Here is a 23370-nt window from a genome sequence, read left to right on the forward strand (position 1 = left end):
ACATGGACAGCAAAAGCTTTGCCGCGGCGGCGTACCGGGTAGAACATCCTTCAAAGATCAACAGGCGCTCGCGCCGGGGCACGACGCCCCAGGCGGTACGGGTGGATCAGATTCATGCACGGGACCCCCTGGCGTACCCGTCCTCACGGCCACGTCCGGAGGGGGCGACGAAGCCCCTGCTCTCGTTTGAGTGGACGGAGACGAAGGCTACGGCCACACCAGTCGTTGAGGCTGAGGTTCCTGTGGCTGCGCCGAGCGAGCCGGTGCGTTTGATGCCCTCGCAGCGTGCCCATCTGCTGCGGCCGCTGACGTTGCGTGGCAGCGATGGGCGGCAGACGTATGTGACGTACACGGTCAATCCTAAGTAGTTCTGATAGTTGGCCGCTTGAGAGAAACCCACGTCCCAGAAGCGGGACATGGGGCACCCAGTTGTGGTGGGTCTCGCATCTGAGGTTCTATGAGCGAGAACATGATTGTGGACTTTATTGAGCAGAGGCTTGCCCAGCCTGCGACGGCACGAGTTGAGACGCATCCGGGTGAGCGGTCGCTCTGGAAGGGCATTGCTGCCGGACTGGTGGGCGGACTGCTGGCTACGGCTGCGAAGACTTTGGCTGAGAAAGTCTATCCGCCGCGGACGCATGGGGAGCCTGAGCCTCCTGAAGTGCTGGCCGAGAAGGTGGCCGGGCATCCGCTGGATGGAGCGAGCAAGACGATCGCGGCAGAGACGATTCACTGGGCTTTCGGGGCGGCTGCGGGTGCGGCTTATGGTGCGCTGGCGGAGTATTATCCGGCTGCGACGGCTCGGCAGGGCGCGAACTTTGGGATGACGCTGATGGCTCTGACGCATGAAGGAGTGCTGCCGGCGATGGGGCTTTCGGCTGAACCTGCGGAGCAGACGACCCGGGAGAGGTCGAGCGAGATGGCTACGCATGTGGTCTTTGGTCTGGTGGCTGAGGTTGTGCGGAGTAATGTCCGGAGCTTCTTGTAAGGGGTGCTGGTTCCTGACGAAAGATTACGGGGATAAGAAGGGATAAAAGCGATCAAGGCGGATTTGGTTGGGGCGGGTTTGGGGCTTGTGGCTTCGTGAAGGCCGGGTTCGGCTACTGCTTTCAGGACTAATCCTTCTTCTTCGTCGCTCCAGATGTAGTCTGGGCGCTCGGGGGCCGGAGGGTGGAGTCTTGCTTTTTCTGCTGCTTCTTCCTTGTCCTTGGCCCATTGCTCGGTGAGGATCTGCTCGAGGGTCTTTTCTCCCTTTGGAGCGGTGAATTCAGACTGCGGGGCAAGGGTGCCGAGGGTCTCGTGTTCCGTGATCTCTTCTACTTGTTGGCGGGATTTCTGGGGTTCTTCTGCCTCGCGGCGCTGGGGTGGGAGGTTGGTGGCGGCGATCTGGAGGCCGTAGAGTAAGAGGCCGGCGCGGCGGTTGTCGAGCTGGTTGGCGGCGATGCGGCGGAGGATCTCGCCGATGGCGAGTTGGATGGAGGCGCGGTCTTCGGGGAGGGGCAGGTCGAAGGGGGCGTTGCGGTTCTGGTCGGCGTATCGGGCTGCCAGATCGGCTCGTGGGATGGGTTTGCGGGTGGTGTGGTGGTAGTAGCAGAAGTGCTCGTGGCGCAGGGTTGGGCTGCCGCAGCGGCGTCCGTCGGTGTGGATGTGGCGGCATTGGAAGCGTGCAGGTGCTTCGACCGCTTGAGTTTGTGTGGTCATATGTTGGGGCTCCCCACCCCCGGTGAAAGTATGTAAAGTCTTCGAAACAAGCGGCTTAGGTCTGGACATGGGTTTTCTTCCAGCTGTCAGCTATGAGCTGTCAGCTGCCAGCTAAAAACAGGCAACGGCGTACATGATCAGTTTTGAGTTTTGAGCTTTCAGTTGTGAGTTAAGGCAAGACGGGCTCACGACGGTGGTTCGTCCTGAGATTTTGTCTACTCTTTAAGTTTACCAAGTTGAATGGGGTAAATACGCCATTTATTTTTGGGGTGTAAGTGCTTTAGAGTTAGTTGGTTACGGGATTTTTTGGGCCGCGGGGGGGCTTGACAAGTGATTTTGCTGGTGTTTTTTGTGAAAATAGTTGTAAGTTGTTGTTGGGGAATGGGTTATAAGGGTGGATTTCGGCGAGAGCCCCGGGGCTAAAGCCCGTTGCATCTTGTCCGTTGACGGGGCGCTAAAGCGCCCCTCTAATCCGAACAGCAACAGCAACAGCAACAGCAACAGCAACAGCTACAGCAACAGCAACAGCCACAGCTACAGCTCCACGCGGAATAACGAACGTTGGATGGGAGGGCTCCTGTGTGCGGTAGGGGACAACTTTGGGGGCGAATGCAGTTGTACAACTTGTGGGCGATGATTTTTGGGTGAAAGGGAAGTAAATTTGGGGGGATAGCTCTCTTGGGTTGGATATGGCTCTCTGGAATCGATTGCTGCTTGCATACTCGTGGGGGGATGGGGTGCAGAGGTGCGCGGGGTTGCCGATGAAGAGATTGGCGACGGCCGGCGGGCGCGGCTGGCAAGGAGAATGCCTGTGAGGGCTGGCGAGGAGGGGTTTGTGGGTGGCTCGCCTGGTATGGGTGGCGCTGCGGCGCGGATGCTTCTTACGCTGAGAGCCGGCGGCGCGGTGAAGAGGCAGCGACGGCTGCTGAGTCGACGGGAGTTGACGTGGGTTTCCGTGCTGGTGGGACTGGCTGTGCTGGCGCAGGTGGTGCATACCTTCGACCTGCTGTTTGTGCCTCGGCCGCTTTGGATCTCCAACGGCATGCAGGTTTTGTTGCCGGTGCTGGCGCTGACGATCTGCCTGGTTCGGCGTGGCGAGAGCGGGGAAGAGGTGCGCCGGTCGTTGTGGACGAAGCTGGCGGCGGCTTTCGTGTTCTGGACGGTGGCGGAGCTGCTTTACCTGGCCGAGCTGTACGTGATTCCGAAGACGGCGAATCTGAACTGGCCGGACGATGTGCTTTGGCTGCTGTTTGCGCTGCCGATCCTGATGGTAACGAGTGGGGCGGGATCCTTCCGCAAGGGTGATGCCCGGAACTGGGTGAGCGGGCTGGATCATGGGCAGGCGTTTCTGTTCTTCTTCATTCTGCTTTCGTCCGTCTTCTTTGCGCCGCATACGCTGCCGTTTACGACGGCCTACAACGTCCAGAACCTGACGCTGGTGCTTTCGTGCGTGCTGCGGCTTTCTTCCGCCGAGACGATGACGGAGCTGGGCTTTTACGGGGGGCTGGGGGTCTACCTGCTGGTGTATGCGGTGTGCGCGGGGGTGGGGAATGCGCTGCAGGCGAGGGGGATGGGGCCGGGGTCCATGGTGGACATCTTCTGGAGCCTGCCGATCACGATCTTCTGCGTGCTGGCCGGGATGCGGCTGTCTGGCGCGGAGCGAAGCGTGCGGCGTCTGCGGCCGTGGGCGCGGAGCGTGGCGCGGTTGATGCAGGGGGTGAGCGCGCTGGGGCTGGCGATCGTATCCGTGGGGGCTGCGGCGGCGGTGATGGGGCGGCATCCGGTGCTGGGGTACATGTCGCTGGTGGGCGGGTTTGGGTTGTTTGCGCTGCGGACGGTGGTGCGTGAGTTGCAATCGTTCAAGGCGAACGATCAGTTGCGGGATGCGGTGTTGCGGGATCATCTGACGGGGCTGGGGAACAGGGCGCTGTTCCGGGAGCATGTGGGGTCGTTTGTGACGAAGCTGGTGCGGCCGGAGATGAAGGTTGCGCTGATGTTTGTGGACCTGGACCGGTTCAAGGCGGTGAACGACGAGCTGGGGCACGGGGTTGGGGACCGGCTGCTGATTGAGACGGCGGGCCGGCTGGAGCGGGCGAGCCGCAAGGAGGACCTGGTGTGCCGACTGGGAGGCGACGAGTTTGTGGTGGCGATGGTGATTGCGGGCGAGGCGATGGCCCGGAACCGGGCTGAGGATCTGCTGGATGCGATTCGGGAGCCGTTTGCGGTGGATGGACGGGTGCTGAAGATGACGGCGAGCATCGGGGTGGTGCTGGGGGATGCGACGGACGATGTGGAGAGCCTGCTGCGGAAGGCGGACGGCGCGATGTATAGCGCGAAGAAGCTGGGTAAGGACCAGGCACAGGTGTTCGACGTGGCGTTTATTGAGCGGATGAATCAGAACTGGATGCTGGAGCAGGAACTGCAGCGTTATTTGGAGGAGGACGCGATCCAGGTGGCGTTCCAGCCGATCTATTCGGTGACGGCGAAGAGGATTGTGGGGGTGGAGGCGCTGGCTCGGTGGAGCCATGCGGTGCGGGGGAATATTTCACCGGGGGTATTTATCCCGATTGCGGAGGAGGCTGGACTGATTGGGGCACTGGGGGCGCAGGTGATGCGGCGCGGGTGCAGGGAGGTCGCGGCGTGGAATGAGGCGTGGGGGGTGAGCCTGTTTCTGAGCGTGAATGTCTCCGCGAAGCAGTTTGCGGATGCGGGGCTGCTGGCGGCGATCCATAGTATGGCTGGGGAGTGCGGGCTGGGCGCGGAGCTGATTCACCTGGAGATTACGGAGTCGGTGCTGCTGATGGACGATGTGGCGGTGGAACGGACGCTGATGGAGGCGAGAGGGTATGGGATGGGGATCTCGCTGGACGACTTTGGGACGGGGTACAGCTCGCTGAGTTATTTGTTGAATCTGCCGGTGGATGAGATCAAGATCGACCGGAGCTTTATCAATGATCTGCACCTTGATCCAAGGCGGGTGGAGCTGGTGCGGGCGGTGTTGACGCTGGGGCAGACGCTGGGCAAACGGGTGGTGGCGGAGGGTGTGGAACGGGAGGATCAGCTTGAGATTCTGCATGGGTTGGGATGTGAGTTCGTGCAGGGGTATTTGATCTCGCGGCCTCTGGAGAGTGAGGCTATGAACGACCTGTTAGGGATGGTGGGGAAGGCCCGGCGGGATTGTTGAGGGTGGTTGGATGCGGGCCGGGGCTAAAGCCCCTCTTTGTTATGTGTCCATTGACGGGGGGCTGAAGCCCCCCTCTAATCCGAACGGCAACGGCAACGGCAACGGCAACGGCAACGGCAACGGCAACGGCGATTGCGATTGCAACTGCGATTGCGACGGCGACTGTGTGCTGGTCTGAGAAAGCGTTGGACAACTGGACAAACGTTTGTCTAAGATGGAGCGCACGTCGGCCTTCCCTTTTGCAAGTCTTCCCTGTGTGGAATGATGGAGGGGACGTTAACCCTAAGGATTGTGAATTCCATGCAAATGACAGTGTGCCGGCAGCGGGCGATCTCAGCCGCTTTGATCGCTTCAATGAACCTTCTCGCTGTCCCGTTTGTGCAGGCTCGCGCTGTGGCGCAGAGTGCTCCTTCGTCCGTGAAGGCCGGTGGCGATGCGCGTGAGACGCGGTTTGTGAATGAGTTGCTGGGGCAGATGACGCTGGAGGAGAAGATCGAGCAGATGAGCCAGGTGGCTCTAAATACTCCGGATGGGGCGAAGGCTGAGGCGTTTGCGCAGGCGGGGGTGGGATCGTTTTTGTTTATTACGGACCCGGTGAGGATCAACAAGCTGCAGCATATTGCGGTGGAGAAGTCTCGGCTGCATATTCCGATTTTGTTTGGGTTCGACGTGATTCATGGGTTCAGGACGGTTTATCCGGTGCCGCTGGCGATGGCTGCTTCGTGGGATCCGAAGGCTGTCGAGAAGGGGCAGAGGATGGCGGCGCGGGAGGCCTCCGCGGCGGGTGTGAAGTGGACGTTTGCGCCGATGGTGGATATTGCGAGGGATGCCCGGTGGGGGCGGATTATGGAGGGTGCGGGTGAGGACCCCTACCTGGGGGCTCGGATTGCGGAGGCGCAGGTGCATGGGTTTCAGGGGAGCTCGCTGAGCAATGCGGACAGTATCGTGGCTTGCGTGAAGCATCTGGCGGGGTATGGGGCGGCTGTGGGTGGGCGGGATTATGACTCGTCCGATATCTCCGAGAACGATCTGCAGAATATCTATCTGCCACCGTTCCATGCGGCGGAGAAGGCCGGGGCGGGGACGTTTATGACGGCTTATATGGATTTGAATGGCGTGCCTGCGGCTGGGAATAAGTGGCTGGTCAGGGACACGCTGAAGGGGCAGTGGGGGTTCAAGGGTTTTGTGGTGAGCGACTGGGATGCGGTGCATAGCCTGGTGGTGCACGGGTTCGCGAAGGATGATGCGGATGCGGCGGCGCGGGCTGCGAATACGGGGATCGACATGGAGATGACGAGCCATGACTATACCGATCACCTGGCGGCCGAGGTGAAGAGCGGCGCGGTGACGGTGGTGACGATCGACGAGGCGGTGCGGCGGATTCTGAGTGTGAAGTATCGGCTGGGATTGTTTGAGCATCCTTACTCCGATCCGGCTCTGGCGAACGCGCAGTTTGTGAATGCGGAGCAGAGGGCTGCTGCTCGGGCTGCGGCTATCAGGAGTGCGGTGTTGCTGAAGAACGATGGGAATGTGCTGCCGCTGCAGAGGCCGAAGTCGATTGCGGTGATTGGGCCGCTGGCGGCCTCGAAGGTGGATATTGGGGGGTCTTGGAGCCTGGCGAGCCATCCTGCGGATAACGTGACGGTGCTTGAAGGGATCAGGCGGCGGTATGCGGGGACGCCGGACGCGGTGAAGTTCAGCAAGGGCGTGGAGATCGAACGGGGCAACTGGTCGATCTTCGACGAACAGTTCCCGGAGGATAAGCCGACGCTGCATACGGATGCGGAGAAGAAGGCTGCGTTCGATGAGGCGATTGCGCTGGTGAAGGCTTCCGACGTGACGGTGATGGTGCTGGGTGAGGCACAGAATATGAACGGGGAACGGGCTGCCCGGCAGAGCCTGGATCTGCCGGGGCAGCAGGAGGCGCTGCTCGAAGCGGCGCAGGCTACGGGAAAGCCGGTGGTGCTGGTGCTGCTGAATGGACGGCCGCTGGCGATCAACTGGGCTGCGGGGCATGTGCCGGCGATTCTCGAAGCGTGGTATCCGGGGACTGAGGGCGGCAATGCTGTTGCGGATCTTCTGTTTGGAGATGCTGTTCCGGGCGGGAAGCTGCCGGTGACGTTTCCGCGGTCGGCGGGGCAGGAGCCTCTGTTCTATGCGCGGTATCTGACGCAGATTCCACATGAGCCGGATACGCGGTACTGGGATGGATCGAGTGCGCCGCTTTACCCGTTTGGATATGGGTTGAGCTATGCGAAGTTCACGACGACGAACCTGAAGCTGGGTGCGGCGAGCGTGGCTGCGGGTGGGCCGTTGCAGGTTTCCGTCGATGTGAAGAACGATGGGGCTGTGGCCGCGGATGAGGTGGTGCAGCTTTATACGCATCAGCGTGCGGGCAGCGCTTCACGGCCGGTGCGGGAGCTGAAGGGCTTTGAGCGGGTGACGCTGAAGGCGGGCGAGACGCGGACGGTGACGTTGACGCTGGATACGAAGGAACTTGGGTTCTGGAGTGCGGCGACTCGGCGGTTCGGGATCGAGCCGGGGACGTTCGATGTGTGGGTGGGGGATAGCTCGGCTTCGAGTGAGAACCATGGGACGTTTGAACTGACGAAGTAAATCTTTTCGAGAAGCTCAAAGCCCCTTCCGGCGCGTGTCGTTTGCGCCGGGAGGGGTACGTCGTTTGGGGGATGCTTTCTGGGTCTCGACAGGTGAATTCGGGACAAAATGGGCAGCGGACTGCAATTCCACAAAATTGAAACTTTTCTTCTATTGACATCGTACGTGCGGGGTGCGTAGATTCCTATCCCGGACAGCAAACGATAAATTGAATGGTTTCAACAGTTTGTGGAGGCAGCATGCGCGACCGTATTAAGAATCTCTTTCTCAATTGTGTGGCGGTGAGCGTTACGACGCCGCGTATGGGTGTTCGGAGTCGTTTTTCAGGTTTTGCCGGTGTCGGGCTGGGGCTGACTCTGCTGGCTGGCTCTTCGATGATTGCAGCGGCGCAGACGGGCGGTGAGGCCGGGATTCAGGGGACGGTGACCGACTCGACCGGCGCGGCGATTCCGGGTGCGACGGTGGTGGTCACGAATACTGCTACGGGCGTGACGACGACGCGGCAGACGACGGGGGATGGGCTTTATACGATCTCGCCGGTGATCCCGGGTATTTATACGGTGGCAGTGACGTCTCCAGGGTTCAGCAAGCATGTGCAGAGCAACCTGACGGTGGATGCGCTGAAGTTCACGGCGCTGAATGTGGCGATGGAAATCGGGGCGGCGGATCAGTCGGTCAATGTCACGACGGAGCCTCCGCTGCTGGAGACGACGAACGCGACGCTGGGGCTGACGATCGAGAACTCGACGTATTCCGCGTTGCCTTTGCAGATGAACGGGGCGCAGCGTGATCCTACGGCGTTTGGGAGCCTGGCACCGGGGGCGCAGGGTGGGGCACGGCTGCCGATCATCGGCGGCACCGGCAACTACCTTGGGCAGCTTTACCTGGATGGACTGCCGGCTGAGACGATCAACCAGCAGGCGGATAACCGGGTGGTTTCGCAGGCGGTAAGCGTGGATGCGATCGATCAGACGCAGATCATTACGAGCACACCGCCGGCGGAGTACTCGGGTGCAGGGGCTTCAAACTTTACGATGAAGTCCGGCGGGCTGGGCTATCACGGACAGGTTTCGGACTTTATTCGTAACACTTCACTGGATGCGTGGGGCTTCAGCGTGAAGGCGCAGACGATCAAGAATGCTGCGGGCGTGACGGTGCCGGCACCGAAGCCGATCGATCACCAGAACGAGCTTTCGGCTTCTTTTGGCGGGCATGTTCCGGGGACGAACCGGATCTTCTTCTTTGTGGCGTATGACAAGTACCACAATCGCTCCGTGAAGAATCCGGCGTCTTATACGATTCCGAGCGCGCTTGAAAAGATGGGCGACTTTACGGAGTTAAACGGCGGTGTGGGGACGGGGGGACTATCCGGGACTGGTGCGAACAATCCGGCGTTTCTGTTCGATCCGACCTCGACGAACTGCGTGGGCAATGTTTGCACGCGGCAGCCCTTTCAAGGGATCAAGAACGGCGTTCCGACGAACAATGTGATTCCCACAAGTTACATTTCGCCGATCTCAAAGGCGGCTGAGTCTTTTCTGCCCGATCCGAACAATGCGGCGACCCTGGTGAACAACTACACGTCCGGCCTGAATACGGGATTCGATAACCACTCGCTGGATTACCGGGTGGACTTCGATGTGAGTCCGAAGCATCGGATTTCGACGATCGGCGCGATGGGGACGGTGCAGTATCTGAACAACTATGGGGCTCCTTATCTGCCGCAGCCTTACACGGGCGGCGACCTGGCGGCGATCTTCCCGAAGGTGTATGACGTGGAGGACTCGTACCAGATTCGTCCTTCGATTTCAAACCAGTTGAAGTTTGGATTTGTACGTTTCTTCATGAATATCCAGAACTCGACGCAGGGTGTGACGCAGTACCAGGCGAATACGCTGGGGATCACGAATCTTCCTGTTGGACAGGCAGCGACTGAGTTTCCGGGGATTTCGTTTGCGTCGACACCGTTCTTCGGGACGGCGCAGCAGACGTATACGGGCAACAGCAATGCGACCTCGACGCAGATTACGACGCCGAACAACTTCACGCTGGTGGATAACATTTCGATTACGCGTGGACGCCATGCGATCACGGCCGGAATCCAGGTGCAGTGGCAGGAGATCAACAATGCGAATCCTGCGACGTTCACGGGCGTTCTTTCGCTGCCCTTTACGGGCTACTCGACGGCGAACTTTGCGGCGAACAGCAATGCGCTGACGCTGGGGACGGCCACGGCGGGTTCAGGCTACTCGTATGCGAGCTTCCTGCTGGGCGCTGTGGGGAATGCGGGGACGGTGGCTCCTTCGATCGGGTTGCAGCCGGTGAGTGAGTTGGGTGGGCGGTATCGTCCGATTGCGCCTTACATTGAAGACACGTGGAAGGTGAACTCGAAGCTGACGGTGGATGCGGGGCTGCGCTGGGACTATCTGCCGCCGTTCCATGAGGTGAAGGACCGGTGGAGCTTCCTGAATCCGACGCTGACGAATCCGGGATCGGGCACGCCGGGGGCGATTCAGTTTGCGGGAAATCTGGGGGGCGCGGGCGCAAGCTGTGGCTGCCGGACGCCGGTGAAGACGTACTGGAAGAACTGGGGACCACGGGTTGGGATCACGTTCTCGCCGGATGACAAGACTGTGTTCCGGATTGGCGCTGGGCGGGTGTACTCGCAGGGCGGCGGCGTAGGCGGACGTGTGGGTGCGGCGAACGGAACGGGGCAGCTTGGGCTGAACGTGACGGCGACCGGGCCTTCCGAGATTACGACGGGCGCGAACGCCGGGCCATCGTTTTATCTGAACAACAGTTCAGCCTTCCAGGCCCTGGGCAAGGCAAATACGTCGTTGTTCGGAGCGGGCTATCAGTATCCGACCGCCCCGACTCCGGGCTCGGCTACGGAGGCGCTGAACGCGGGTAATTATGTGAATGGCGCCGGGGCGTTTGTGACTCCACAGGCTGTTTCGTATGCGGACCCCTACTTCTCCGGACGTGCGCCGAATTTCATGTTCTACAACGCCGGGGTGCAGCGGTCGCTGACGAACGATATGACGCTGGCGATCAACTACGTTGGGAACCAGAGCCACCATCTGTACAACTCGACGGTTGGGGGTGCGAATATACGGGGGTACTGGTCTAACCAGTTGAACCCGATCTATCTGGCTGGCCTGGGCGGAGTGAGCAATTCTGCTGGAACCGCGCCGCTTCTGACGGCGGCTGCGACCCCGGCGAACGTGGCGAAGGCACAGGCGGCGATGCCGGGGATCAGCATTCCGGCGTCGTACCAGGCGGCTGCGGTTTCAAACTCCTCGGCAACGATTGCGCAGGCACTTGTGGCGTTTCCGCAGTACAGCGGGGTGACGGATACGTGGGGCGTGAATGTGGGCAACTTCAGCTACAACTCGCTGCAGGTGACGTTGCAGCAGCGCTTCCACCAGGGCGTGACGTTCAACTTCAATTACACCTGGTCAAAGAACATCGGTGATGACGGGACGTTCCGGAGCGGCTTCGATATTCCGGGCGCGGCGATCTCAGGCGGTGGCAAGAGCTACAAACAGGACCGGATCGAACGTGGCAACACGACTGTGTCTCAGCCGCATGTGATCCATGCGTACGGAGTGTGGGAGCTGCCGTTCGGCAAAGGCAAGTTTGGCGGAAATCACCTGGTCGCGCGGGCGATTGCGAGTGGCTGGCAGCTTTCCGGGATCTATACCTACGCGGTGGGAACACCGGTCGCAGTAACCTGGACGGCTTGCGCGGCCGGCAACTACCCGCTTCAGGGCCAGTGCATGCCGAATGTGAATCCGAACTTTACCAAGTCAAGCGCACGGATCAACGGTGGATACGGTCAAGGAGCAGGAGGCCGCACGGCCTGCAACCTGGGCGTCGGGACGGGGTGCGTGGCGACGAAGTATATCGACGGAACGGCGTTCTCGGCGGTGCCGAGTGTCTCCGGGCTGGCTGCTTCACCGATCTACCTGCTGGGCAATGCGCCGAGGACGAGCGCGTTCAACCTGTCCAATCCTGGGGCGCAGAACATCGATACGTCACTGCGGCGGACGATTGCGCTGCACGACAAGATGAACCTGCAGGTTGAGGTGGATTGCCTGAATACGTGGAATCACACGATCTTCTCCAGCCCCGTGGCGACGTTCGGTTCGACGACGTTCGGGACGGTGACCTCAACGGCTAATAGTCCGAGGGACTTTCAGTTGGCGGGTCACTTCAACTTCTAACGTATTGGTTGCTGCTTGAGGCGGGACTGAAGTCCCTCTTTCAGTTCCGTAAGATTCAAGGCCTCGCGATGCACTCTATCGCGGGGCTTTGATCGTTTGGTGGACGTCCTGCGCTGGGTTAGTTTCCTTCTGGATCGTGTGCGGTGCAAGCCTGGTACTCCACGCGATTTCGTCCGCTGCGCTTGGCGTTATAGAGGGCTGCGTCCGCCAATCTCAGCAGATCGTCGATCTCAAAGCCCGATCTTGGATTGCAGGAGGAGACTCCGCAACTGATGGTGACCGGCCATGGGTCCTGCTTGTCGTCCGTGCGGCGCGAACGCGGCGGAGCGCCAGCGACCAGGGTACGAATGCGGTCTGCGACCTCGATGGCTTCGGTGGGTCCGGTGTGAGGCAGTAAGACGAGGAACTCCTCGCCCCCGAAACGACCTGCCAGATCATCCTGGTTGCGCAGGCCATGAAGGAGGACTGCGCCGATGGCTCTGAGGGTTTGATCTCCACTGAGATGGCCGAAGGTGTCGTTGATGCTTTTGAAATGGTCCACGTCTATGAGTACGACGGATAAGAAATCATTCAACTGGTGGCAGGCAACCCACATGGACGCGAGACGCTCTTCCAGGGTCCTGCGGTTGGGCAAGGAGGTGAGTTTGTCGATGGACGAGACTCGTTGCAGCTCCTGATTGGCGCGGGTGAGTGCTTTCGATTGAAGGTCGGCGATCATGTGCGAGAGATAACCTCGCCTCTCCGAGTTTTCCAGGCTCATGCCTGCAAGGAAGATGAGACCGAGCGCGAGCAGGGTAAGGCTGCTGCCCATCACCCTCTCCGCGTGGAGGAGCGCGGGCGAGTGATTGAGAGACCAGGAGCCGACGAGTGCCATGCCAGCGAGACTCGCGCAGAGAAAGGGGAAGCGAAGCCGCATGACGACTCCGACGAAGAGAGCCGTCACGAAGAGTCCGATGATGCCGAAGAAGGATGAGGCTGTGGTGGTGTTTCCTTCGGCATAGATATTCATGGCGCAGATGATGACCATTGAAACGGCGATACTGCCTTCCCTGAGCCACCTGGGAGGGTTGCGTTTTACGATCATGTTGACGGTGAGGGCGACGGGGGTAATCATGGCGGTCTCACGCGCGATGACCGCCCAGCCATGATCATGAACGAGCAGGCAATCGAGGATGAGCGCCAGATTCATGGCGACGATGGCTATGGCTCCTTCCAGCCACAGACGATGACTGCGAGCTCTGCGCGTGTCATGTTCAAATCGGGTTTCCAGCGCGGGGCAGAAGTTCAGGGCACCCGCTTCAATGGAGAGCAGTTGCGTTGTGACCAGTTCCAGATCTTCAGCGATGTTGCCGGCATCGTCGTACGGAGAGAGGCTGGTGTGATCGAGGGCTCTCGGGCTTCGCAGGATGGATGGGGAGGATGCTTGAACCTTCGGTTGCTTGCGAGGATCAGGAAGTAAACGGTGATCGATCCCGATGAATGTTGTCCGTAACGCTCGCATTCGTCTACGCTCTCATAAACCGCCGACGATGGCTGTTCTGTGCAACTGACACGTCCGTGTGAGTTCTCATGCCCCGTTTGGCAATTTTGCGAAGCGAGAGGTGTGGCTATGCTCTCTCGCGAGAACGTGAAGATGCTTCCGGTATGAGTGGTCGGGCTACAGCCGCGGTGGTCATTTGCTTCGCGATGCATGGTGTTGGGTGCGCCAGCGGGCGACTAGTTCCTGGGCGGCTTGGGGCCAGGTGGGGTAGGTGAATTGGAAGCCGGCTTCAAGGAGGCGGGTGGGGATCACCTGGCGGCTTTTGAGGACCAGCTCTGATTCGGTGCGGAGGAGGAAGGTGCCTAGTTCCAACATCCAGCGGGTGGTGGGGAGGCCGAGGCGGGTGCCCCAGGTGCGGCGGAGGATGCGGAGGAAGTCTCGGTTGGGAAGGGGGTTTGGGGAGGCGAGGTTGATGGGGCCGGAGAGGTCTGCGTGGGCTATGAGGAACTCGATGGCGCGGATAAAATCGGTTTCGTGAATCCAGGAGACGAACTGGGTGCCGGGGAGGTTGGTTCCGCCGAGGCCATGACGGACGAGGGCGAGGAAGACGTCGAAGACGCCGCCGGGGTCAGGGCTGAAGGTCATGGCGCTACGGAGGGCGACCTTGCGGGTGTGCGGGGTGGGGGTGGCGAAGAAGGCCTGCTCCCAGGCTTTGGCGACTGCGATGGAGAAGTTCCAGGTGTCGGGTGCGCCGGGTTCGTTACCGCCGAGTTCGCCGGTGAGCTCGTCCATGGGGCGGTCGAGGGCGTGTCGGTAGATGGTGGCGGTGGCGGCGTTGAGCCAGACGGTGGGTGGGTTGGGGACCAAGGCGATGGCTTGATGGAGGGCGAGGGTGGAGTCTACGCGAGAGTCGAGAATGGCGCGGCGATTCGTGGCGTTGTAACGGCAGTTGACGCTGCGGCCTGCGAGGTTGATGCAGACGTCTGCTTCGTTGAGTGCGGCTGCCCAGGGGCCTAAGGTCTTACCGTCCCACTCGAGCGTGCACCAGGGGGTGGAGCGTGGGGTGCGGCTTAGGACGATGACGGTGTGGCCGGCCTGATGGAAGTGGCGGGCGAGGACGGTGCCGATCTGACCTGCGCCTCCGGCGATGACGATCTTCATTGTGCGGCCTCGTACTGCTGGTGAGGCTGGGGCAGGTAGTTGCGCCAGTCTTCTGAGTCTGATTCTGCGACTTGCTTGATGACCTGGTTGCGCTCTCGGAGAAGGGCGAGCATGTAGCGGCTGAGGAAGAGTCGCTCGGCGAGGAGGCCGAGGATGGGGAGCGGTGCGGCGATGCGGAAGTCGTCACGCATCTCGGTTGCGCCTGAGGGGAGGGTGCGGAAGTGGTGGTCGGCCTGCATGGAATGGAAGATGCCGCGGGTCATGGTGACCTGGACGTACGTCGGGGCGGTGAGGGCTGTGGTCTGGCTGGTGAGGTTCTGCCAGAGGCCGAAGTGGCGGGCTCGCCAGGTGACGTGCTGGTTGAGGGCTACGAGGCCGGAGGTGACGCCGCTGGTGGCGACGGTCTGCTCGCCGGAGTGAATGTTGGCGAGGAGATGGACTTCGACGCTGCGGGCTAGGTCGAAGCAGCGATGGATGGGGGCTTGGATGATCGTGATTTCGTGGAGATGAATCATGATGGGAGACCCTAGGTTCCGGCGTGCGATCTATTTTTGATCGTGTTCAAATATTGCTCCTGCGTTCAGGGCGAGTCAAGAATTATTTGAACAAGTTCAAATTTATGTATGATCGTATTGTGTTGACGGGGTTTAGCGATGGTTTGTCTGGAGATGGTGATGCGGATTGAGGCGCCGGTGGAGCGGTGCTTCGACCTGGCGCGGTGTGTTGAGGTGCATCTGCTGGGGACGGAGCGGACGGGCGAGGAGGCTGTGGGTGGGGTGGTGACGGGGTTGATCGGGGCGGGGGAGTGGGTGCGGTGGCGGGCGAAGCATCTTGGGGTTCGGCAGGAACTGACGAGCAGGATTACGGGATTCGAGCGGCCGGCATACTTTCAGGACACGATGGAGGAGGGGGCGTTCCGGTTTATGCAGCATGATCACTTCTTCCGGACGCTGGCAGATGGAGCGACGGAGATGCGGGATCGGTTCTGCTTTTCGGCACCAGTGCCGGTGGTGGGGTGGATTGTGGAGCGGGTGTTTCTGCGGGGGTATATGGAGAGGTTTCTGCTGAGGCGGAATGAGATTTTGAAGGAGGTGGCGGAGGGGGATGGGTGGCGGGCTGTGCTGGGGGATCGCACAGCCCTGGGTTAAGGGGCTCAGGCCACGGGGGCTTCCCAGTCGTCTGAGGCGGTGATGCCGCCGTCTGTCCAGAGCCACTGGATCTTCTGGTAGGTGAAGGTGATCTCTTCACGGAGGGTATAGTTGGCCCTGGTGGGGTCTTCGTTGTCCAGCATGGACTCGTGGATGGAGGCGATGCTCGCGTTGGTGAGGGTGATGGTGTAGATCTGTCTTTCCGGGAGGAGCGGCGTGGTCGCCAGGGCGGGGGACCAGAACTGAAGCGTCCACTGGGTTAGGTTCTCGTTGGTGTTGAAGGCGTTCCAGAGGAGGGGCGAGCTTTTGTCGATCTCCTTCACGATGGAGAGGGGCTGGTGCATGCGCTCCCCGGTGGGGAGGCCTGAGGCGGGGTCGCGCGGGCTGACGATCTGGTTGGAGTAGGCGTGGACGAGGATACTGTTCTCACGGCCTTTCTGAGTGACGGATCCGATGATCTGTCCTTGCTTCTGGCCCTTGAGTGTCAGGTATGCGTTCAACGCCATGTGTTGCTCCTTTGGGGAGGAGTGTATAGGGCGATGGGGTGATTGGGTATTTATCTAGTTGGAGTTAGAGTGCCTATTGCAAGAGGGCCAAGGCGGCGGCGGTCATGGTTTTGACACCGGTTTCGAGGGTGGGGATGGGGTCTGGCTCAAAGTGGCTGGTGTGGTAGCCGGGGAGTTCTGTGCCGGCGGCCTGGGCGGCGGCGAACTTTTCCTTGTTCATAGCGCCCAGCCAGTAGTAGACGAGAGGGATCTTGTGGCCGCCGTTGAACTGCGGGAGGGCGAAGACGCCTACATCCTCGGACCCCATGACGGGCAGGTCTTCTGTGACGTTGGGTGCTCCGATGGCGGTGACGAGGGCGGCTTTGACGCGGGCGGAGAGGGCGGGATCGTTATAGGTGGCGGGGGCGGATTCTGTGTCGATGACGGTGACGGTGGGGGACTTGGCGGGGGGCAGGTTGTAAGAGGTGGCGAGGCCGGCGGCCATGTTGTGGATGGCGTCAAGGATGACCTGGCGGGATTTTTCTGTGAAGGCGCGGGTGGTGAGCTCCAGCTTGACCTCGTCCGGGATGATGTTGCGCTTGGTGCCGCCGTGGATGGAGCCTACGGTGACGACGGAGGGGGAGCGCGGGTCTTCTTCGCGACTGACAATGGTCTGGAGCTGGGTGATGAAGAGGGCGGAGAGGAGGATGGGGTCGCGGCCGAGGTTGGGGTAGGCCCCGTGGCCGCCTATGCCGCGGATTGTGACGTCGATGGATGTAGACGAGGCCATGGCGTTGCCGATGGAGATGCCGACGGTGCCGGCGGCGTGGACGTTGGTGTCATGCAGACCGATGATCATGTCCGGAACGCCGAAGCGGTCGTAGAGATGGTCGGCGAGCATGGCTTTGGCTCCGTCGATGGTTTCTTCCGAGGGCTGGCCGAGGATCATGAGGGTGCCGTGCCAGTGGGATTTGTCTGCGGCGAGGGCTCGGGCGGTGCCCATGAGGACGGTGGTGTGGATGTCATGGCCGCAGGCTTCCATGACGCCGACTTCCTGGCCGGCTTTGTTCTTGGTGGTGACGTGGCTGGCGTAGGGGAGGCCGGTCTCCTCGACGATTGGGAGGGCGTCCATGTCGCCGCGGATGAGGAGGGTGGGGCCGGGGCCGTTTTTGAGGATGCCGATGACGCCGAAGGCATGGGTGCCGTCGGGGTAGATGCCGATGTGGTCTGTGACGGTGTAGCCGGAGCGGCGGAGGTCGGTGGCGAGGAGGGCGGAGGTGTTGGACTCGTAGTGGGAGAGTTCTGGGTGGGCGTGGATCTGTTTGTAGGTGTTGAGGAGAGATGGGGCGGGGGCGGTTTGGGCGGCAGTCTGCTGGGCGTCGGTCTGCTGGACGTCAGTCTGTTGGACAAAGGGAAGGGTGGCGCAGAGGCAGGCTAGCAGGCTGGATTTCAGCATGGGTGTGGGTCCCTTCGGTGAGGCTGGCGGATGGTGTGAGTTTATAACGGGTGCGAGATGGATGGGGGATAACCCGTAGTCGTGGGAGGGCGTCCCACCTGTAAGTGCTTATTGCTGAATCGATCCGCGAGTTCTTCCGGCGCAATGTGCTGCGTCCGCTGCTGCTGCAACTGCGTGGCGGAGTGACACCCCGGCGCCTGGCTTGGAGCCTGGCAGTGGGGATTGTGATCGGGATCAATCCTTCCGTGGGTTTGACGACGGTTCTGGTGGTGATGCTGGCGTGGGTGTTTGGGCTGAACCAGGTGGCTTCACAGATTGGGCTGCATGTGATGGCACCGATTCATCTGCTGCTGTTTCTTCCGTTTATTGAGCTGGAAGTGTTTCTGTTTCACACGCGGCGACTGCCTTTGAGCCGGAGGCAGCTCGAGCATCTGAGTCATCATCCGTTGCGGATGGTGCGGGATATCTGGCTTTGGGAGTGGCACGCGCTGGTGGTGTGGGTGGTGGTGGCGGCGGTTTTGATGCCGGTGCTTGCAGTTTATATTCGGTGGGGGCTGGTGTTGCTGATGAGGCGGCATCGGGCGCTGGGGCGGGTTGAGGCTGTGGTGGATGGGGCGGAGTAAGGGGGAGATACTTTCAGGATGGCCATGCGGAGCGACGATATTGTTACGGATCGGCTTTGCTTGATCTCGATTACGCCGGAGAGTGCGGGTGCGGAGAAGGCGGCCGATGGACGGTTGGGCGAGGTGACGGGGGCGGATGTCGCTGAGGGGTGGCCTCCGGAGAATTGGGAGCCGCATGTGTTCGATTGGCTGCTGGCGCAGTTTGCGGCGGATGCAGGGTGCGTGGGGTGGAACCGGTATATCGCGTTGCGGGATGGGGATGGTGGGCGGACGCTGATTGGGACGGTGGGCGGGTTTCGGAAGGCTGAATCGATGAGTGAGTGCGAGGTTGGGTACTCGGTGGTGGATGAGTATCAGGGGCTTGGGTATGCGACGGAGGCGTTGGAAGGGCTGATGGCTTGGATCTGGGAGGATGAGACGGTGGCGAGTGTTTGCGCGCAGACGTTTCCCGCGCTGGCGGGGTCGGTGCGGGTGATGGAGAAGTGTGGGATGAGACTTGTGGGAGCGGGGTTTGAGGATGGGACGGTTTTGTATCGGGTGGGGCGGTAGCTGAATGTAGATGCCCCCTGGCAGCTTCTGAGCCATGGAGAGCGGGATGAATTTCTAATATGAGGCGCGACAGGAGAGGACGGCGCGTATTCCTTCGGCGCCATTGGGGACGGTCGGGAAGCTCTCCAGAGTGGCTTGAATTGCCTCATCCTGGGAGAGGCCTTCGTCTCTATAGGCGTCGATATTTTCGATGATTGTGCTGGCCGGCAGGCAGACGGGTTGCCTTGAAGGCTGGCTCTCCGCTGACTTTGCCTGGAACGATTTCTATGAGATTGCACTCTGACCAGTTCATGGCGCTGTCCTCTGATCAGAGTCTAATGCTTCTGTCGGCGGCTTTCTATGCTTTCGCAACCCTATTCTTTTTCAGGACATTGCAGATCAATCACTGTTTCTCAAAACACCGTTAATGAGATGGTCCGCCGCTTGATCTCCACCCGGAAGGTAGGCGATTGTGTTGGCAGGTACAAGGAGGATCATCGACATGCAGATTCATTCGGTTGGCATAGATCTGGGTAAGACGACCTTTCACCTCGTAGCCCTGAGCGCAGCTGGCAAGGTGCTGTTGCGCAAGAAGTTCACTCAGAAGCAACTGATCACCTTCACCGCGAACATGCAGACCTCCTTGATCGGGATGGAGGCATGTTCAGGAGCGCACTTCCTGGGCCGGGCTTTGCGAGCGCAAGGCCACGACGTGAAGCTGATTCCAGCGCAGTTTGTAAAGCCGTTCGTGAAGTCGAATAAGAACGACTTCCTGGATGCTGAGGCGATCGCTGAAGCCGTCGACCGACAGAACATGCGCTTCGTTCCGATCAAGACCGACGATCAGCTCGACCTGCAAGCCATGCATCGTGTGCGTGACAGGCTTGTCGCTCGCCGGACGTCCGTGATCAACCAGCTGCGAGCCTTTCTGCTGGAGCGCGGCATGGTTTTCGCCAAGACTCCCATCAAGTTGAGACAAGCGATGCCAGAGATACTCGAGAACGCGGAGTCGAACCTGACGCCACGCATGCGCAACCTTGTCAGCCTGCTCTGGAGCGAGTGGAAGGATCTTCAGCAGCAGATCGTTGCGATGAACGAAGAGGTCGAGCAGATCGCTTCTTCCGACCCCGCATGCCAACGGCTGAGACAAATCCCCGGCATCGGCCCCTTGGTCGCAACCGCAATCGTCGCTGCGATCGGCAACGGAGCAGCCTTCCATAAGGGCCGAGAGTTCTCCGCATGGCTTGGACTTGTACCCCGACAGCACTCGACCGGCGGCAAGGCGAGACTCTTCGGCATCAGCAAGCGAGGTAACCGCTACCTGAGAAAGCTGCTCGTCCATGGCGCCCGATCAGCAGTTCTCATCGTCAAGCGAGAGCGTTCCCCGTTTGGGCCTTGGCTTGATGGTCTGGAACAACGAGCACCGGTGAAGGTCGTCATTACAGCCGCAGCCAACAAGCTTGCTCGTATGGCCTGGGCGGTGCTCTCAAGCGGCAATGACTACCGCCCAGCAACGGCTCCGATGCCGGCCTGAGCAGGCGCGGAAAAGACGCCTTCGGCTTGGAAGCGCAGAATCGCGCTCCCACTTTACCGCACCACGACGACGATTTAGAGTTCCCACCAAGGTCTGCACTGGACAGCTAAGACGACCGAACAGTTCCCAACGGCGTGCTCAAAACCTGCTCCCGAAAATGGTCTTCCATGACCGTGCCGTTTATCAGGTAGAGCACGCAGCGCAACTCATCATGGCCAGGAGACTAGACCCTCCACCCAAAGGCCGAATACATTTGCGCAGACCTGTCGATGTCGCCCTTCGCTTTTCCCTTGCAGTCGTGCGGCGGACCATACATTTTTGCGAATTGGTCTAAAGATGGAACTTGACAGGGACACTCGGTGTCTAAGTCTGAAGCGCGGTATCGATGGCTGCTTTCGAATTGCTGGGCAGCCCGATTCGCCTTGCTGAGTATAAGTTTGCATGCACATTACTCGCATCCTCCGCGCAGGCGTTCTCTCGGGTCTTGCCATCCTGCTCGTCGCTGTCGCCATCGTCCAGATCGAGCAACACCTCCTGCGCTATCGTGCGGAACGTCTGCTCGCGGACTTTCAATCTATCCGCCTCCATCAAAGTACATGGGCCGACGCCCAAACCCTGATGACCCGCTGGGGAGCATGGGGCCACTACGACGGCCAATGCACGGCCTTCGACTGCACCTATACCATTAGGCTCGCAGACCCCACTTCAAGGATCGCTAATTACATCAAGTCCGACACCAGATGGTGGCTGCTCCGCCAAGTCGTTCGAGCTTACGAATTCGTTGGAGGAAAGCCGGGCTGGCTCACGGTAAGTTTCGTGGTGCAGGACGGCGTAATCTGGCGTAGCACTGTCGGCTTGCTCCTCGACGTTCCACCTCATACTGAGAAAGACGACGAATACGGCTACAGCTTGATGCTCCTCGCTAAGGCTAGCGATTCACTCCACCAGAAGAAACCGCATGACCCGTGGGTTCTCGGCACGGATGATCAGCTTGCCGACCATCCAAACTACAAAGAAGGAAGGCCCAGCGGATGCGAGGTTTGCCTCGCCGTAGAGGTTACCTTCACCCCTTACATTTCACCCGCCGAACTGAAGCAGGTTACTTCCTACGATCTCTCCTGCTTCACCAACTTTCGCCATTGCCTCAATCTTCCAGATGTCCTGCCCATTGCACGCGATTGGCACCTCTATCCCACCACGGAACCCGCCTACAAGGTTCCATCGGAGCCAACCATCCCCAGATCATGTGCCATCCCGATCTTCGTGCGCAGTCGCGATGCGAGCAGCATCATGCTGGTCGACGCAATCTCGTCCACGATCACGAAGCCGAACCCGGGAGAAGAGCTGCTCGGCCATGAATACATTCAGACGACGAAGGTTCGCCTGGTTCAAACGCTGAAAGGGACGTCGCCCTTCACCATCGGCGAGGTTTTCAATGCAGTATCGTGGCCCGGTGATAGTAGCAACTACCCATCGCAGGAGCGGGAGCAATTCGAGATCGGTAAGAGATACGTCATCTTCCCAAAAGTTGTTGAACCGCCATCACCGGTCTATGCAGACTTTTGTGGACTCATCGAGAGCGCGCCGTCTGTCGTTGCACAGGTAAACCAAGGCCTGACACAGAACGACGTTTTGCGTCGGCCTGAACTATTTGGCCGCCTGTTCCAATAGCAACACGCATCAGGAGTCCCGTGTCTCAGGCTATGGCTTCAAGCTCATAGAAAGTCGCATTTTCGGAAAGAGAAGATATGGATGGCTCACCGAGTTTGTTACTTGGTGATCGTATGTGAAGGTTATTCTTTGACGCTTACGCCTATGGCTTTTAGTTTGCGGTAGAGGTGGCTGCGTTCAAGGCCCAGGGCTTCGGCGGCTCGGCTCATGTTGCCGTGGCACTCGTCTATTTTCTTGAGGATGTAGTCGCGCTCGTAGGCTTCGCGGGCTTCGAGGAGGGTGGCGAATTCTTCGCCTCTGGGTTGGCCGGACGTGGGTGCTTTCGCTTCGCGGGACTCCCGGTAGACGAGCATGGGGAGGTGCTTGCGTTCGATGCGCTGGACCTTGGGGTTGAGGATGAGGACGCGCTCGATGAGGTTGCGGAGCTCGCGGACGTTGCCGGGCCAGTGGTATTGCTTGAGGGCCTGGAGGGCGTCGTCGGTCATTTCGACGCGGGGGCGGCCGTATTGTGCGCCGAACTCGGCCAGGAACTCCTTGACGAGGAGGGGCAGGTCTTCCTTGCGGTCGCGGAGGGGCGGGACGAAGAAGGGGATGACGTTGAGGCGGTAGAAGAGGTCTTCACGGAAGTTGCCGCGGGATATCTCCTCTTCAAGGTCCTTGTTGGTGGCGGCGATGACGCGGACGTCGACGTGGACGGGGTGTGAGGCGCCTACGGGGAGGAAGCGTTGCTCGTCGAGGGCACGGAGGACCTTGGCCTGGGTTTTGAGGCTCATGTCGCCTACTTCGTCGAGGAAGAGGGTGCCTCCGTCGGCGCGCTCGAAGGTGCCGCGCTTCTCGTTGGGGGCGTTGGAGTTTTTGTGGGGTGAGGCTCCGTTGCGATAGCCGAAGAGCTCGGTTTCAATGTAGTCCTCTGGGATGGCGGCGCAGTTGAGCTCGACGAAGGGGCGCTCCTTGCGGAGGGATTCGGCGTGCATGGCTCGGCCGATGAGTTCTTTTCCTGTGCCGGACTCTCCGTAGATCAAGACTCGTCCGTTGGTGGGGGCCATGAGCTTGATCTGCTGGCGCAGGGCCTTCATGGGGACGGATGCGCCGGTGACGGTGCTCTTGGCGGAGAGCTGGCGTGCGAACTCGGCGTTGTCCACGCGCATCTGGCGGGTCTGCATGGCGTTCTTGAGGACCATGAGGGTTCGAGCGAGGGAGAGGGGCTTTTCGAGGAAGTCGTATGCGCCTAGTTTGGTGGCGCGGACTGCGGCTTCGATGGTGCCGTGGCCGCTGATGATGACGACTTCAGGGACGGAGGCGGAGTCCATGGTGCGGATCTCGCCGAGGGCTTCGAGACCGTCGCGGTCTGGGAGCCAGATGTCGAGGAGGACTACGTCGAAGACGGCGTCGCGGAGGAGGGTCATGGCTTCGCCGGCGGTGCCTGCGGACGTGACGAGGTAGCCCTCCTCTTCGAGGATGCTTTGGAGGGAGATGCGGATTTCGGCTTCGTCGTCGACGATCAATACATGGTTCATAGGAGGACAGTGGTGGTGCAGTGTTGGGGCAGTGATGGTT

At 60.4% G+C, this 23370-nt stretch carries 17 protein-coding genes; 11 read left to right on the forward strand and 6 right to left on the reverse strand.

Translation table 11 applies throughout. The features are described 5' to 3' along the window. Positions 1-2: 2 nt before the first annotated feature. From ACIX9_RS04320 to ACIX9_RS04350, 6 genes are all read left to right on the forward strand, one after another. Positions 3-368, forward strand: coding sequence for a hypothetical protein (locus ACIX9_RS04320; protein ID WP_041596937.1), 366 nt, complete (start codon positions 3-5; stop codon positions 366-368). A 101-nt stretch (positions 369-469) separates the two neighbouring features. Further along, positions 470-988, forward strand: coding sequence for a DUF1440 domain-containing protein (locus ACIX9_RS04325; protein WP_083808501.1), 519 nt, complete (start codon positions 470-472; stop codon positions 986-988). A gap of 1518 nt (positions 989-2506) precedes the next feature. After that, positions 2507-4885, forward strand: coding sequence for a putative bifunctional diguanylate cyclase/phosphodiesterase (locus ACIX9_RS23515; RefSeq protein ID WP_157477295.1), 2379 nt, complete (start codon positions 2507-2509; stop codon positions 4883-4885). A 43-nt stretch (positions 4886-4928) separates the two neighbouring features. Then, positions 4929-5063 (forward strand): peptidase, encoded by a 135-nt coding sequence (locus tag ACIX9_RS24510; RefSeq protein ID WP_083808381.1) that lies wholly within the window; start codon positions 4929-4931, stop codon positions 5061-5063. 122 nt (positions 5064-5185) lie between these two features. Continuing rightward, positions 5186-7501 carry a beta-glucosidase BglX gene (bglX, locus tag ACIX9_RS04345; RefSeq protein ID WP_041596940.1) on the forward strand — a complete coding sequence of 772 codons (2316 nt, stop codon included), beginning with the start codon at positions 5186-5188 and terminating at the stop codon, positions 7499-7501. 239 nt (positions 7502-7740) lie between these two features. Then, on the forward strand, positions 7741-11727 hold the full coding sequence (locus ACIX9_RS04350; protein ID WP_013579264.1) for a TonB-dependent receptor: 3987 nt from the start codon (positions 7741-7743) through the stop codon (positions 11725-11727). Positions 11728-11845: 118 nt separating this feature from the next. On the opposite strand, the gene ACIX9_RS04355 is transcribed toward ACIX9_RS04350, so the two are convergent. The 3 genes from ACIX9_RS04355 to ACIX9_RS04365 form a co-directional block, all read right to left on the reverse strand. After that, positions 11846-13228: a GGDEF domain-containing protein gene (locus tag ACIX9_RS04355; protein ID WP_013579265.1), complete on the reverse strand. Its 1383-nt coding sequence runs from the start codon at positions 13226-13228 to the stop codon at positions 11846-11848. A gap of 171 nt (positions 13229-13399) precedes the next feature. Then, the gene (locus tag ACIX9_RS04360; protein WP_013579266.1) at positions 13400-14368 is read right to left on the reverse strand and encodes a TIGR01777 family oxidoreductase; all 969 of its coding nucleotides are present in this window, start codon (positions 14366-14368) and stop codon (positions 13400-13402) included. Beyond that, on the reverse strand, positions 14365-14883 hold the full coding sequence (locus ACIX9_RS04365; RefSeq protein WP_013579267.1) for an SRPBCC family protein: 519 nt from the start codon (positions 14881-14883) through the stop codon (positions 14365-14367). Before ACIX9_RS04365 ends, ACIX9_RS04360 begins: the two co-directional genes overlap by 4 nt. Positions 14884-15042: 159 nt before the next feature. On the opposite strand from ACIX9_RS04365, the gene ACIX9_RS04370 reads away from it, so the two are divergent. Continuing rightward, entirely contained in the window at positions 15043-15516 is a 474-nt protein-coding gene (locus ACIX9_RS04370; RefSeq protein ID WP_013579268.1) for an SRPBCC family protein, read from the forward strand. A gap of 5 nt (positions 15517-15521) precedes the next feature. Here ACIX9_RS04370 and tssD read toward each other — a convergent pair whose 3' ends face one another. Both tssD and ACIX9_RS04380 read right to left on the reverse strand, forming a co-directional pair. Beyond that, positions 15522-16022 carry a type VI secretion system tube protein TssD gene (gene tssD / locus ACIX9_RS04375; RefSeq protein WP_013579269.1) on the reverse strand — a complete coding sequence of 167 codons (501 nt, stop codon included), beginning with the start codon at positions 16020-16022 and terminating at the stop codon, positions 15522-15524. Positions 16023-16095: 73 nt separating this feature from the next. Continuing rightward, entirely contained in the window at positions 16096-17457 is a 1362-nt protein-coding gene (locus ACIX9_RS04380; RefSeq protein ID WP_013579270.1) for a M20 metallopeptidase family protein, read from the reverse strand. 104 nt (positions 17458-17561) lie between these two features. Between ACIX9_RS04380 and ACIX9_RS04385 the strand changes: the two genes are divergently transcribed. From ACIX9_RS04385 to ACIX9_RS04400, 4 genes are all read left to right on the forward strand, one after another. Next, positions 17562-18080: a DUF2062 domain-containing protein gene (locus ACIX9_RS04385; protein WP_013579271.1), complete on the forward strand. Its 519-nt coding sequence runs from the start codon at positions 17562-17564 to the stop codon at positions 18078-18080. Between the two features lie 18 nt (positions 18081-18098). Beyond that, the gene (locus ACIX9_RS23520) at positions 18099-18629 is read left to right on the forward strand and encodes a GNAT family N-acetyltransferase (RefSeq protein ID WP_083808382.1); all 531 of its coding nucleotides are present in this window, start codon (positions 18099-18101) and stop codon (positions 18627-18629) included. A 481-nt stretch (positions 18630-19110) separates the two neighbouring features. Beyond that, the gene (locus tag ACIX9_RS04395) at positions 19111-20142 is read left to right on the forward strand and encodes an IS110 family RNA-guided transposase (RefSeq protein ID WP_013573305.1); all 1032 of its coding nucleotides are present in this window, start codon (positions 19111-19113) and stop codon (positions 20140-20142) included. Positions 20143-20583: 441 nt separating this feature from the next. After that, positions 20584-21813 (forward strand): hypothetical protein, encoded by a 1230-nt coding sequence (locus tag ACIX9_RS04400; protein WP_013579273.1) that lies wholly within the window; start codon positions 20584-20586, stop codon positions 21811-21813. Between the two features lie 122 nt (positions 21814-21935). On the opposite strand, the gene ACIX9_RS04405 is transcribed toward ACIX9_RS04400, so the two are convergent. Further along, positions 21936-23330, reverse strand: a complete 1395-nt coding sequence (locus tag ACIX9_RS04405; RefSeq protein ID WP_013579274.1) for a sigma-54-dependent transcriptional regulator — start codon at positions 23328-23330, stop codon at positions 21936-21938. Positions 23331-23370 lie beyond the last annotated feature (40 nt).

Origin of the sequence: Granulicella tundricola MP5ACTX9 (assembly GCF_000178975.2) — a bacterium.
Classification (GTDB): domain Bacteria; phylum Acidobacteriota; class Terriglobia; order Terriglobales; family Acidobacteriaceae; genus Edaphobacter; species Edaphobacter tundricola.

Excerpts from the sequence above, each read along its gene's own strand:
- ACIX9_RS04320 (WP_041596937.1), top strand. The coding sequence starts at position 3 with ATGGACAGCAAAAGCTTTGCCGCGGCGGCGTACCGGGTAGAACATCCT.
- ACIX9_RS04370 (WP_013579268.1), top strand. The coding sequence starts at position 15,043 with ATGCGGATTGAGGCGCCGGTGGAGCGGTGCTTCGACCTGGCGCGGTGT.
- ACIX9_RS04380 (WP_013579270.1), bottom strand. The coding sequence starts at position 17,457 with ATGCTGAAATCCAGCCTGCTAGCCTGCCTCTGCGCCACCCTTCCCTTT.
- ACIX9_RS04350 (WP_013579264.1), top strand. The coding sequence starts at position 7,741 with ATGCGCGACCGTATTAAGAATCTCTTTCTCAATTGTGTGGCGGTGAGC.
- ACIX9_RS04325 (WP_083808501.1), top strand. The coding sequence starts at position 470 with ATGATTGTGGACTTTATTGAGCAGAGGCTTGCCCAGCCTGCGACGGCA.
- ACIX9_RS04355 (WP_013579265.1), bottom strand. The coding sequence starts at position 13,228 with ATGCGAGCGTTACGGACAACATTCATCGGGATCGATCACCGTTTACTT.
- bglX (WP_041596940.1), top strand. The coding sequence starts at position 5,186 with ATGCAAATGACAGTGTGCCGGCAGCGGGCGATCTCAGCCGCTTTGATC.
- ACIX9_RS04400 (WP_013579273.1), top strand. The coding sequence starts at position 20,584 with ATGCACATTACTCGCATCCTCCGCGCAGGCGTTCTCTCGGGTCTTGCC.
- ACIX9_RS04395 (WP_013573305.1), top strand. The coding sequence starts at position 19,111 with ATGCAGATTCATTCGGTTGGCATAGATCTGGGTAAGACGACCTTTCAC.
- ACIX9_RS23515 (WP_157477295.1), top strand. The coding sequence starts at position 2,507 with ATGCCTGTGAGGGCTGGCGAGGAGGGGTTTGTGGGTGGCTCGCCTGGT.
- ACIX9_RS23520 (WP_083808382.1), top strand. The coding sequence starts at position 18,099 with ATGGCCATGCGGAGCGACGATATTGTTACGGATCGGCTTTGCTTGATC.
- tssD (WP_013579269.1), bottom strand. The coding sequence starts at position 16,022 with ATGGCGTTGAACGCATACCTGACACTCAAGGGCCAGAAGCAAGGACAG.
- ACIX9_RS04360 (WP_013579266.1), bottom strand. The coding sequence starts at position 14,368 with ATGAAGATCGTCATCGCCGGAGGCGCAGGTCAGATCGGCACCGTCCTC.
- ACIX9_RS04365 (WP_013579267.1), bottom strand. The coding sequence starts at position 14,883 with ATGATTCATCTCCACGAAATCACGATCATCCAAGCCCCCATCCATCGC.
- ACIX9_RS04405 (WP_013579274.1), bottom strand. The coding sequence starts at position 23,330 with ATGAACCATGTATTGATCGTCGACGACGAAGCCGAAATCCGCATCTCC.